This window comes from Rhodococcus sp. GA1 (assembly GCF_024321955.1).
In the GTDB taxonomy this organism is placed as follows: Bacteria; Actinomycetota; Actinomycetes; order Mycobacteriales; family Mycobacteriaceae; genus Rhodococcus; species Rhodococcus pyridinivorans.
The window spans coordinates 978898-991465 of sequence record NZ_CP097186.1 but is presented as its reverse complement, the minus strand read 5'-3'; the positions used below and the strand labels follow the sequence as shown (position 1 = coordinate 991465).

Here is a 12568-nt window from a genome sequence, read left to right as displayed (position 1 = left end):
GACAGTGTCGGTAACAAGGGCCACAATGTCCGACCGTGTCGGTTTTCGTCGGGGGATGAAAGCGATCGGAGGATGACGTGATCGAAGTGCACGCACCCGCGGAGGTCGCCGTGACGTTGCCCCGCGACCATCGATGGGTGGTGGTCGACGTCGAAACCTCGGGTGTGCGGTCCAACGCCCACAGGGTCCTGAGCGTGGCCGCCCTCGTGTTGCGCGAGGACGGGTCCGTCGAGCGAGAGTTCTCGACTCTCGTCGACCCCGGCTGCGACCCGGGACCGGTGCACATCCACAACCTCACGCGGGAGCGCCTCACCGGGTCGCCGCGCTTCGAGGACATCGCCGGCGAACTCGCCGGGATTCTCGACGGCGCCACACTCGTCGCCCACAACGCGTCGTTCGACTACGGGTTCCTCGACGCCGAGTTCCGTCGGGCCGGCACCTCGCTGCCGGCGGAGCACCGTCTGTGCACGCTGGCGTTGTCGCGCCGGCTCGAACTCGACGTCCCCAACTACCGGTTGGCCACCCTCGCACAGCACTGGCAGGTCCAGCAGTTGCAGGAGCACGACGCCTACGACGACGCGCGCGTCCTGTCGGAGATATTCCTGCGCAGCGCCGCGATGGCCGACAACCTGCAACTGCCGCTGCCCGTCGTCAACTGCCGCAGCCGCAAATCGGTGTATCCCGCATCCGTTCCGCGGGTCGCGTGCCAGTGGAAGAACCCGGGTCGCCTCGGCAACGATGGGCTCGTCCAAGGCATGAAGGTCGTGATCAGCGGCTCCACCGTCACTCCGCGGGTCGCACTCGCGAACCGGCTGACCGACGCCGGACTCGACGTGATGAACAACGCGAGCAGACAGACCAGCGTCGTGGTGTGCAACGACCCGACCGTGCAGACCGCCAAGGTCCGCAAGGCGATGGCCGAAGGCATTCCCGTGATCAGCGAACAGCAGCTCGAGGAGCTGTTGACGCGGGTGAGTCCGGGCGAATCGAAGGTTGCGACCGTCGTCGACATCATCCCGCCACCGGAACCGCAGGTCGCGGTGGTGCCCCCGGTCCGGCCGCCGACCGGACAGAAGCCCAAGCTGTGGACCGGACGCAAGGTACTGCTGCTCGGCGGCACGCACCTGCAGGCCGTCATGATGCGCTCGCGTCTCACTCAGCTCGGTGCCCGCCCGGCCCTCAACTTCACGGCCACCGTCACCGACGTGCTGGTCCTCGAAGGAGGAGAGGCCGACAAGCGGATGGCGCGGGTCGCGGCGCGTGAGCTGCCCGTCCTCCGGCCCGACGACGTCGATGCCGCAGTGGAGAACGGAGTGATGCCCCCGCACATGCGGGCGGAGTCGCGGCTCACGGCGCCGGTGCTGTCCCGCGGTGAAGTGATCGACCTGCCGTCCGACAGTCACCGCTGGGCCGTGAACGTCGCCTGGAAGGCCGAAGCTGTCGGCGACGAATTCGATCTCGACATCGTCGCCTTCCTGCTCGGCGCCGACGAGAAGGTCGACACCGACGACGACTTCGTCTTCTACAACAATCCGCTCTACGACGACGGCGTCGTCGAACTGACCATCGACGGTTCGAGCGAGCACTGCATCCGGGTCGACCTCGCGGAGCTTCCCGCCGAATGCGAACGCATCGCCGTCGCCGCGGCCATCGACGGCAACCGCACCTTCGGCGAACTCGGCGCAGTGTCGGTCGGCGTCGACAGCGACAGTGGCACCGCCGCGACGTTCGTGCTCGACGCCGGCACCACCGAACGCACCATGGTCCTCGCCGAGATCTACCGCCGCGCCGGCAAGTGGCGGCTGCGCGCGGTGGGGCAGGGGTACGACGACGACCTCGCGGCCCTCGCACGCCGATACGGGGTGGATGTCGACGACTGACTTCTGCTCCGCTGTCGGGTTCGGTGTCGGTGCTTGGGGCACCTTCTCAATGCATCCGCTCGCGAAATTGCTATCTGCACCTGCCGTACGGAAGTTGTCAACCTGTCTGAGACAGAACAGGTGTGTTGATTCCCGTCGGTTGCGGTAACGCCGGCGCTGCCGGTCGACGACGGAACCGCTGCGGATACTTTTCGTGGATCCGGTCGAGACGCTCCTGCCGACGTCGGTGTTCCTCGGCGGCACTGCCGAGGAACACCGACACCGGCGTATAACGTCCCAGCCCGCCGTGCCGGTGCTCGAGCGCATACCGGTTCATGAAGTCCTCGGTCCACCGCCGAGCATGATCGATATCATCGAAACGATCCGGACAGGTCAGGTCGTACTTGATGGTCTTGAACAGAGACTCCGAGAACGGATTGTCGTCACTGACCCGCGGACGAGAGAACGACGACACGACCCCCGCCCCGGCGAGGGCATCGAGCAACAACCCCGACCGCATCGATGCCCCGTTGTCGGCGTGCAGCACGCCCGGCGCCCCGAACGCGGTGAACGCTTCGGTGAACATTTCCACCGCTTTTGCCTTGTCCTCGTGGTACTCGATACGCCACGCCACCGGAAACCGTGAGTACACATCGATCGCCAGATACAACCGAAACAGGTCCTGCGTGCGGGGCCCCTTGAGCGTGGTGATGTCCCACGACCACAGGTCCCCGACGTCGAGGGCCTCGACGACCGGTGTGCGCCGCGACGTCGACAGTCCTCCGGTGCGGCTGCGGCGCCGGTCCCCGGTGAGCTTCTCGGCCCGGGCCACCCGATAGAATGTGACCTCCGAGCAGTCCACCAATCCGTCGTCGAATGAACGCCAATAGATTTGACACACAGACTGATCCGCGTTCTCCTCGGCGAGGATCAACGCGATGATGGTGTCCTTTTCGGCTGGCGACAGCGCCGCGGGTTGCTGCCGCTGTCGCTGCGGGATCGGATCGGTGACCGGCTGATAGTGCCGGTAGTGGTGGGCCCGCCGGTAGTAGCTCGACCGAGCGATTCCCACGAGCGCGCACCCCCGGGTGACGGACGTTCCCGCCTCGGTCAATTCGGTGACGATGTCGGTCAGGACAATGTTCTGCGCTCGAGCCACAGCGCGTACTCGCGTGCGCTCATCAATGCCGGCGGGATCTCGGTGGTCTCGTCGGTCGAGGTCTTGTGGATCCCCTGCAAGAGCTCGAATGCTTTTCCCAGGATCTCCACGGCGGCGTCGCTCTGGGCGACCTTGTCGCGGAAGCGTTCGTTTTCGCGGCGGAGTTTGGCAAGCTCCGCGCGGTCTCGACTGTCCAATCGGTCCCTCGCTTTGTCTGCTGCTTCGACCATCGACTTCTGCAAGTGTCCCTCATCGCGGGCCTGCAGCCAGCGGCGGACGGTGCCTTCGGCGAGATTGTTCTCGCGCAGCAGTCGGGTCTTGGCTCCGCGTTCGACGCAGGTGTCCCATCGGCGCAAGAACTCGATCTTGTAGGCCATGGAGAACGCGCGGTGACCTTGTCGGGTTCGTCCTACGGGGAGGGTGATGAGGTCGGACATCTGTTACTCCGATCCCCGCGTTGGTTGTCAGGATGTCTCACGACCATCCTGACAACCAACGCGTAACCGTAGCGAATGACGAACCGGCGAGCGGATGGAAGTCGAATCAGCTGCGCCCCTTGCCTGTTCGACCCCGATCGGTTGTCGGCCGGATGCCAACACAACTGCTCGAGCGCGTGAAGTGGTCAGGAGTGCGCGTTATTGCGCGCTCTGATGACCATTTCCCGCTTCGCTGTCAGGGTCGGTGGCGGCGAGTTGGCGTGCCCAGTCGGATTCGGTGTCGAGGAAGGCTTCTCCGCCGCTGGCGAAGGCGTCGCGGAGGTGGGTGAGAGCGTCGATGAACTGCTCGACGCGTTCTCTGGCCGACTCCGGTGTGCCTGCGGCTTTGCGTCGATAACCTGCGGCCAACTGTTGAGCGGAGTCGAAGTCGCCGAAACCATCAACGAACAAGAGGCCTTCGGCGGAGAGTCTCGACTTGTCGAATTCGGTGAGCATCACGTTACATATGCGCACGATTTCGTCGAGGACGTCAGTTTCCAGTCTCACGAACTCGGACACGGCACCTCCGTAGTCAGAAGTCTAGATATCGAGCAGAGACTCGATCGAAGAAACGAGACCATCCATGCCGAAGCACCATTCGGTCTCTGGCACGGGGCCTGGATGGTCCTTGTTGTAAGTTCTGATGAGACTCATGATTCCGAAGTTCGACTGTAGGACGTACGTGCACGTGCCGTTGGAGGCCGGGTCCATTTCGAGTAACGCACGGCGTCCGTTGATAGTGGTTTCGGTCGCTACGGCGCCTTTCTTTGCGAGTTCTTCGTCGAGGGTCACATTCCCGGACAGGATGCTGAGGCTATAGCCTCGCCGGACTCCGGGAACGAGGTCATCCTTCCTGTATGTACAACCGAGGAAGGTGTGGGTGCCCATCGGGTAATCCGCGACTTCCTTCTTCGCTGCGTCATACCCCGCCGCGTTCATGACGTCGTCAGGGATGTCGTAGCAAGGGTCGAAGGTGACTGGCGGTCGACCGGAGTCGTCGGTGATGCGCGGGGTGCGGGTCGTCGAGGTAGTCGTCTCGTCTCCAGTGGCGTCGTCCGCGGCACTCGGACTGCACGCCGTCACCACTGCCGCGGCTGCTGTGAGCGCGACGATTCCCCACCTGCCCATGCGACCCCCCGATCGATTGTCGGGGCAGACGCTAACACAGAGTGCGCCGGTGGTGAGGAGAGGTCGCCGACGGCGCTACCACCTACACGAATGCCCCCGACTCTTGCGGAGTCGGGGGCATTCGCTGGGATCATTTGCTCGCTACGAAGCGATGGCGTAGTTGAAGCCGCCAGAGCGATCGCGACTTTCCTCCCGCGCAACCAGAGTCCGGTTGGGCGGGGCGCCGGTGCTTCCCGAGAAGAGCGGGTAGGACACCGAGTAGATCGCCGCGTATACGTAGTGCGAGTGATCGTTGGCAATCGAGGACCAGACATACGAATCGGACTCGATGCCGACCTCGATCGCCCCGCAGTAGACCTTCCCGTCGAAGTCGGGCAGGCTGACGATCTTCTCGACCATGCCGTATCGGTCGTAGTAGGTGACTTCGTTGTTGTGCTGGTTAGCGCTGCAGAACACGTACTCGACCGCGCTGCCGGAAATCGTCGCTGCCTGAGCTGCAGGTGCAGTGAGTACGACAGTGCCCGTAGCGAGAGTTGCCGCAGCAGCGAGCGTTCCGATGAACTTCTTCATTGAATCCAATCCTTGTGTGAATGCTGTCGGTCGAGCGCACCCCGCCCTGGATGTGGGCTGCAGTCCGTATGCGGACGGGGTGGGAGGGTGTTTGGCGTGGCGGCTTATGGCCGCGGGTCGTCGACTCCTCCACCAGTTCGCGTTTCTCCACCCAGGGGACTGCGCACTGAGATCCGTCCTCGTCGACTCGGGGCAGGCCGGGGATAAGGCGGCCGCGAGCCGGCGGGCAGGTTCAATGCAATGTCCGTTCTGTGTGGAATGACCGTATGGGTGTCGCACCTGCCGCCACACGCGTTACACAAAGCCCCCACCCGAGAGCGCGAAATGGTCATCGGTGCGCGCAACAACGCGCGCCGATGACCATTTCGCGCTCCGCTACCGCGTCAGTCCTGCTCGACCCGGCGCCAGAACTCAGGCAGTTCCGAGTTCAGTCGATCCTTCGCCTGCATGGGGAGCGAGTGGGTGGTGTCGGGGAAGACCAGAACCTCGGCATCAGCGAGTTGCCGTGCCCGAGCTGCTGCTTTCTCACCTCCGGCGAGCGAATCACGCTCCGCGATAGCGACATAGGTGGGTATGGCCAAAGCCCTCAGCTCGTCGTCGCTCAACGGTGACGGGGTCGGCAGGGCGGCGGAGAAGTGCTGCGAACCCTCCGAGATCATCGTCGCCATGGCGTCATCGGAGTCATAGTCGTCGACACCCCCGACCTTCGCGAGTGCCGTGTCCCGCCAATCGGTCGGAAGGCCCGGCAGTGTCGACACCGACGCCCAGAACAACATTCGGGCAGGGGGATAACCGAAGGTGAACACAGGCTCGAGCAGCGTCAGCGACCGGACTTTCTCGGGGAACTGCTTCGCGTAGGACGCTGCGCTCGCCCCGCCGAAGGAATGTCCGACGACATGAGCGGTCTCCACTCCGAGACCTGAGAGCGTGTCATCGATCCACAGCGCCTGGTCGTCCGTGGAGGTCAGAGGTGCCGCCTGGACGGACAAGCCTGCGTCGCCGAGAGCATCGAACGCGAGAACGCGGTGCTCGGGGAGGAAGCCCGGAAGGTTCTCGCCCCACATCGGCACACCCGACGCGCGGCCCGGGACGAGAACGACGGGCACCGAGTCGACCGTCCGAGGCGACGTCCATTCGTAGACGCGGACCGTGCCGAACCGAGTAGGAACGTCGTGAACTGCAGAAGGTGGCGGCAGCGCAGACATCGCTCTCTCGTGGGCAGCGACGTAACCGGCCCGACCGGAATCACTGCGGAAGTGGCCGACTCCCGGCGCGCCGACGAAGAACTGATAGGAGGCAACCAGGCCGACGGCTGCGAGTATCGCGACCAGCGCCGTGCCGGCGCGTCGAATGAATCTGTTCGATCGAGTGCGCTGGGTCATCGGGAGCCTCTGATCGTCGACGTTGCAATATTTTCATATTGTATCGTGGGGATCATGCCGAGAGTCGTCGACCATGCGCAACGCCGTAGGGAGATCGTGTACGCGCTGTGGGCGGTCATCCACGAGCGAGGAATCGAGGGCGTGACCTTCCAGGCGGTGGCGGCCGCCGGGGGAGTGTCGATCGGCCGTATCCAGCACTACTTCGATTCCAAGGAACACCTCATCCGTACGGGCGCCGAATTCATGGTCGCCGAGGCCGAAAAGCGCTACGAAAGAGCAGAATCCGATCCGCAGGCAGCGCTCGTCGCGCTTCTCGCTCAACCTGTACCGACGGACGAAGCCGGACGTCTCGGGGTGTCCGTCTGGTATGCCTACCTCGCCAAGTCCGCGAGCGACCCCTGGATCCGTGCGTTCCTGGAAGAGTCGACAAGAGGCACAACAGAGGAGGCCCGGGGACTCCTCGAAGAACTGGGCATGCCACCCGACAAAGCGCGAACGGAAGCCCTACGCCTCGTCGCACTCGGCAACGGCATCACACAGGCCGTCCTGGTCGGCGTCACGGAACCGCCCGACGGCATCGCTCTCATCACCGATGAGGTCGCACGCACCACCAGCTGAACCCATGTGATTGCCGCACGGCGGAACGGGCTACCCATCCGGGTAACCACCGGAAACATCGCAGTCGGGAGGCACGTTCATGAGTGACGACAGTTTCGGCGCACGCGACACCCTGAAGGTCGACGACACCGACTATCGGATCTATCGCATCGACAAGGTCCAGGGTTCGGAGCGACTGCCCTACAGCCTCAAGGTCCTGCTGGAGAACCTGCTGCGCACCGAGGACGGGCGACTGGTCACCCGGGAGCAGATCGAGGCCGTCGCGGGTTGGGATCCGAAGTCGACGCACAACCCGGAGATCCAGTTCTCCCCGGCACGCGTTCTCATGCAGGACTTCACCGGCGTGCCGTGCGTCGTGGACCTCGTCGCGATGCGCGACGCCATGACCCAGCAGGGTGGCGACCCGAAGCGCATCAACCCGCTGATCCCCACCGAGTTGGTCATCGACCACTCGGTGATCGCCGACGTCTTCGGCACCGAGGACGCCTTTCGGATCAACACCGACCTCGAGTTCCAGCGCAACCGCGAACGTTATGAGCTACTGCGCTGGGCGCAGGGAGCGTTCGACGACTTCAAGGTGGTCCCGCCCGGCACCGGCATCTGCCATCAGGTGAACCTCGAGTACCTGGCCCGCGTCGTCTTCACGCGGGAGGACGAGGACGGCGGGCTCGTCGCCTATCCCGACTCGCTTGTCGGCACCGACTCGCACACCCCCATGATCAACGGCCTCGGTGTCGTCGGCTGGGGTGTCGGCGGCATCGAAGCCGAGGCGGCGATGCTGGGCCAGCCGGCGTCGATGTTGATCCCGCAGGTCGTCGGCTTCAAGCTCACCGGCGGACTGCAGGAGGGCACCACGGCGACCGACCTCGTGCTCACCGTCGCCGAGATGCTCCGCAAGACAGGCGTGGTCGGCAAGTTCGTCGAGTTCTTCGGTCCCGGTGTCGCCAATGTGCCGCTCGCCAACCGCGCGACCATCGGCAACATGAGCCCCGAGTACGGCTCGACGATCTCGATCTTCCCGATCGACGACGCGACCCTCGACTACCTGCGTCTCACCGGTCGCGACGAGGGGCAGATCCGCCTCGTCGAGGCGTATGCGAAAGAACAGGGTCTGTGGCACGACCCCGATCGCGAACCCGACTACAGCGAGGTCGTCGAACTGGATCTGTCGAAGGTGCGACCGTCCGTCGCCGGCCCGAAGCGACCGCAGGACCGCATCCCCGTCGCCCTCGCGCCGAAGGCCGTGACCTCGCTGCTCAACGGTGAGGAAGTGCCCGACGTCGTCTCCCGCGTCCAGGACTCGGGTGTCGACGAGGGCGTGCTCGAATCATTCCCTGCCAGCGACCCGGTGTCGGTGCGCAGCGAGGACTCCCGCGACGAGCCGCGCGACCCGGTGCCCGACGACGCCGACACCTCGGCGCCGCCGTCGAAGAAGGTCCCGGTGCGGGTCGGGGACGGCGACGAGTTCGAACTCGACAACGGACATGTGGTGATCGCGGCGATCACATCGTGCACGAACACGTCGAACCCGTCGGTGATGATCGGTGCGGCGCTGCTCGCCAAGAAGGCCGTGGAGAAGGGGCTGCGGAGCAAGCCGTGGGTGAAGACCACGCTGGCTCCGGGGTCGCGGATCGTCACCGACTACTACGAACGTTCGGGTCTGACGCCCTATCTCGACAAGCTCGGCTTCAATCTCGTCGGTTACGGCTGCACGACCTGCATCGGCAATTCCGGCCCGCTTCCCGACGAGATCGCGGCCGCGATCGACGAGCACGACGTCAACGTCTCGGCCGTGCTGTCGGGCAACCGCAATTTCGAGGGACGCATCCATCCGCAGACGAAGATGAATTTCCTCGCGTCGCCGCCGCTGGTGATCGCGTATGCGCTGGCCGGGTCGATGCTCGTCGACCTCTTCAATGACCCGCTCGGCACCGACAGCGAGGGCAACGAGGTCTACCTGCGCGACATCTGGCCCACGACGCAGGAGATCCAGGAGGTCATCGACGACGCGGTGCGTGCGGAGATGTTCGAGACCGGCTACCAGGACGTCTACACCGGTGACGAGACGTGGCGGAACCTCGACGTGCCCGACAGCGAGGTGTTCGAATGGAAGGACGAGTCGACCTACGTGCGACGTCCTCCCTACTTCGAGGACATGTCGTCGGAACCCGAGCCGCTGCGCGACATCGAGGGCGCGCGGGTACTCGCGCTGCTCGGCGACTCCGTGACCACCGACCACATCTCGCCGGCCGGTGCGATCCGACGCGACAGCCCCGCGGGTCGCTACCTGCAGGAGCACGGCGTCGAGCAGGCCGACTTCAACTCCTACGGGTCGCGACGCGGCAACCACGAGGTGATGATTCGCGGCACCTTCGCCAACATCCGACTGCGTAACCAACTGGTGCCGGACGTCGAGGGTGGCGTCACCCGCTATCTGCCGACCGACGAGCAGATGAGTATCTACGACGCCGCGCAGAAGTACGCGGAGGACGGCACACCGCTGGTCGTGCTCGCGGGCGCGGAGTACGGGTCGGGCTCGTCGCGTGACTGGGCGGCCAAGGGCACGTTGCTGTTGGGGGTGCGCGCGGTGATCGCGCAGTCGTACGAGCGCATCCACCGCTCCAACCTCATCGGTATGGGCGTGCTGCCGTTGCAGTTCCCGGAGGGCGAGTCGGCGCAGAGCCTCGGCCTGACGGGGGAGGAGGAATTCACCATCACCGGTCTGGCGGACAGCGACGAGATCCCCGAGACCGTGCATGTGAAGGCGGGGGACACGGAGTTCGACGCGACGGTGCGCATCGACACCCCCGCCGAGGCCGAGTACTTCCAGCACGGCGGAATCCTGAAGTACGTGCTGCGTAAGCAACTCGCGCAGTAGGCAGCGACAGACGGGGGCTCGTGGCTACTGCGCCGCGAGCCCCCGTTCCGCTGCGGCGGTGCGCACCGCGTCGATCACGAGGCGCAGCGGCGGCCGTTCCGACGCGACCCCGCGATGCGCGATGGAGATCGTGCGCACGAGCGGTTCGGTCAGCGCCACCACCTCGACCCCGGGTGAGCTCAACGTCAGCCCGAGATCGGAGACGAGCGTGACACCCAGCCCCGCAGCGACCATCGCCAGCGCCGTCGCCTGCTCACCGACCTCGTGGTTGATCCTCGGCTCGAACCCCGCACGTTGACACGCGAGGCTCACCGCGCGGCCGAAGTGCGAGTTCGGGCCGGCCAATACCCACGGATGCTCGGCGAGGTCGGCGAGTGCGATGGTGCCCGCCGGCACCGTCCCGGGCGGCACCGCGGCGTGCAGTCGCTCGACCGCGATCACCACCTTGGTCAGCTCCGGATCCCACAACATCGGGTAGCCGGAGTATTCGATGACGAACGAGAAGTCCAGCGATCCGTCACGGACGGCGCCGGCGGTCTCCTCGGGGGCGAGCTCTCGCGTGCGGACCTCGATGCCGGGATGCTCGGTGGCCAGCAATGCCAGCGCGCTGGGGATCAGAGTGGATGCGACGGAGGCCCATACCCCGGCGGTCAGGCGCGCGGTGACCCCGTCGCGGGTCTGTTCGAGCGCGGTCGTCGCGCGCTCCACCGACTGCAGGATCTCCTCGGCGTGTTCGGCGAGCAGCACGCCCGCCTCCGTCAACTGGACCCGACGTCCCCTTCGCTCGAAAAGCGTTGCGCCGACGTCCCGTTCGAGTTGGGTGAGCTGTTGCGAGACAGCCGAGGTGGTGTAATGCAGGGCGAGTGCGGCGGCCGTGACGGTGCCTCGGCGATGCAGTTCTCGAAGCATCCGTAACCGGCGCAGGGACAACTCCATGCCGTCAGCGTAGGGCGCGCCCGGGGACCTGCAACCGCTGTGAGCTCGCGTTGTGTAGAAATCGTGAACTCCGACCTTCGAGTTTCGTAACTGGACGCCCCGCGCCACCCCCGGGCACGCTGGCGTCACCGGCCGAATCGACGTAGCGACGGCTCTGACGAACGGGGGACCGCATATGACCACCATGGCAACACGCGTCGACGCGGTGGACACCCGCAGGGACGAACCCTTCCTGCGTCTCACCTGGACGGACCCGATGACAGGTGCGCACGGCTATCTCGTCGTCCACACCCTGGTGGGCGACCTGGCGACCGGTGGCACCCGCATGCGGGCCGGGTGCACGATGTCGGAGGTCGAGGACCTGGCGCGCGGCATGGCCGCGAAGACCGCGGTGTTCGACCTGCCGGTGGGCGGCGCGAAGGGCGGGATCGACTTCGACCCGAAGGACCCCCGTGCCGTCGATGTGCTGCAGCGCTTCTGCCAGGCGATGCGTCCCTGGTTGAACGCGCACTGGGTCACCGCCGAGGACCTGGGCGTTCCCCAGCACCTCCTCGACGAGGTCTTCGAGCGGCTGGGACTGCACCAGTCCTTCCACGCCGCGATCAACCGTGCGGCAGACCCGGCGATCACCTTGGAGCGGGTACGCACCTCCCTGAACGCGCCGGTCGACGGCGGCTTCCTGCTGGGTGACGTGATCGGTGGTTACGGCGTCGCGCAGGCCTGCATCGCCACCGCGAACGCATACCGCTGGGCACCGGTCGAGACCACCGTCGCGATCCAGGGAATCGGCACGATGGGTGGCGGCGCCGCCTGGTATCTGCACGAAGCGGGCATGCGCGTGACCGTCGTCGCCGATGCCGCAGGAACACTGTATTGCGCTGACGGACTGGACATCCCGGCACTGCTCGACCTTCGCGACGAGTACGGGGAGATCGACCGGTCCCGCGTCCCGTCGCACGTCGAACAACTGCCGCGCGACGCGGTGATCGGCATTCCCGCCGACATCTTCGTCCCCGCCGCCATCTCTTACGCCATCACGGCGGAGAACGTCGACCGGGTCGCCGGGCGGGTCGTCATCGAGGCCGCGAACTCCGCGACGACACCGGACGCCGAAGCTGTGCTCACCGCACGGGGTATCCCGGTGATCCCGGATTTCGTCGCCAACGCCGGCGCGGTCGCGTGGGCGTGGTGGGTGCTCCTCGGGTGGGTGGGGACCGATCCGGAGGATTCGTTCCAGCGCCTGCGCACCGAGATGCTGACCAAGATCACGTTGCTGGTCGAGCGGTGGGCGCTCGATCGGGTGCCGCCGCGGCAGACGGCACGCGAACTCGGCGCGACCAACCACGCGCCGACGGCCTCGCGCACGGTCACCATCCCCTGATACTGTCACCTCACTTATTTCTGCAGGTCAGCGCCTTTTCGATGAGGATCGGCGGAAATGCCGGTGGACGTCGTCCGGGTCCGGAAACGCGCATGTCGACCAAGACTTCTAAGGTGGACATGCCCGTCTCCGTGGACGGGTGGAAGGACGTCCGCAAGGGTGAGTGGAGTGCAAGTGGAGT

Annotated in this window: 11 protein-coding genes; 4 read left to right on the top strand and 7 right to left on the bottom strand. The window is 65.6% G+C overall.

All coding sequences use genetic code 11. The features are described from left to right. The first annotated feature begins 77 nt into the window (after positions 1–77). On the top strand, positions 78–1880 hold the full coding sequence (locus tag M3330_RS04625) for a TerD family protein (RefSeq protein WP_255027181.1): 1803 nt from the start codon (positions 78–80) through the stop codon (positions 1878–1880). 97 nt (positions 1881–1977) lie between these two features. Here the strand turns inward: M3330_RS04625 and M3330_RS04620 are convergent, their stop codons facing one another. The 6 genes from M3330_RS04620 to M3330_RS04595 all read right to left on the bottom strand — a co-directional run bounded on the left by M3330_RS04620 (position 1978) and on the right by M3330_RS04595 (position 6298). Beyond that, the gene (locus tag M3330_RS04620) at positions 1978–3018 is read right to left on the bottom strand and encodes a DDE-type integrase/transposase/recombinase (protein WP_255027180.1); all 1041 of its coding nucleotides are present in this window, start codon (positions 3016–3018) and stop codon (positions 1978–1980) included. Continuing rightward, positions 2991–3455, bottom strand: a complete 465-nt coding sequence (locus M3330_RS04615) for a hypothetical protein (protein ID WP_255027178.1) — start codon at positions 3453–3455, stop codon at positions 2991–2993. Before M3330_RS04615 ends, M3330_RS04620 begins: the two co-directional genes overlap by 28 nt. 198 nt (positions 3456–3653) lie before the next feature. After that, complete coding sequence (locus tag M3330_RS04610) at positions 3654–4013, bottom strand: hypothetical protein (RefSeq protein ID WP_159418804.1); 360 nt, start codon at positions 4011–4013, stop codon at positions 3654–3656. 21 nt (positions 4014–4034) lie between these two features. Next, a complete protein-coding gene (locus M3330_RS04605) occupies positions 4035–4622 on the bottom strand; it encodes a DUF3558 domain-containing protein (protein ID WP_255027176.1) in 588 nt (195 codons plus the stop codon). Between the two features lie 141 nt (positions 4623–4763). After that, complete coding sequence (locus M3330_RS04600; RefSeq protein ID WP_159418802.1) at positions 4764–5192, bottom strand: hypothetical protein; 429 nt, start codon at positions 5190–5192, stop codon at positions 4764–4766. A gap of 383 nt (positions 5193–5575) precedes the next feature. Then, on the bottom strand, positions 5576–6298 hold the full coding sequence (locus M3330_RS04595) for an alpha/beta fold hydrolase (protein WP_255027173.1): 723 nt from the start codon (positions 6296–6298) through the stop codon (positions 5576–5578). Between the two features lie 108 nt (positions 6299–6406). Between M3330_RS04595 and M3330_RS04590 the strand changes: the two genes are divergently transcribed. After that, complete coding sequence (locus M3330_RS04590; RefSeq protein WP_255027172.1) at positions 6407–7192, top strand: TetR/AcrR family transcriptional regulator; 786 nt, start codon at positions 6407–6409, stop codon at positions 7190–7192. A 79-nt stretch (positions 7193–7271) separates the two neighbouring features. Next, positions 7272–10070, top strand: coding sequence for an aconitate hydratase (locus tag M3330_RS04585; protein ID WP_255027171.1), 2799 nt, complete (start codon positions 7272–7274; stop codon positions 10068–10070). Positions 10071–10094: 24 nt separating this feature from the next. Here M3330_RS04585 and M3330_RS04580 read toward each other — a convergent pair whose 3' ends face one another. Next, positions 10095–11006, bottom strand: coding sequence for a LysR family transcriptional regulator (locus M3330_RS04580; RefSeq protein WP_024103548.1), 912 nt, complete (start codon positions 11004–11006; stop codon positions 10095–10097). Between the two features lie 175 nt (positions 11007–11181). On the opposite strand from M3330_RS04580, the gene M3330_RS04575 reads away from it, so the two are divergent. Next, positions 11182–12387, top strand: a complete 1206-nt coding sequence (locus M3330_RS04575) for a glutamate dehydrogenase (RefSeq protein ID WP_255027170.1) — start codon at positions 11182–11184, stop codon at positions 12385–12387. The last annotated feature ends 181 nt before the right edge of the window (positions 12388–12568 follow it).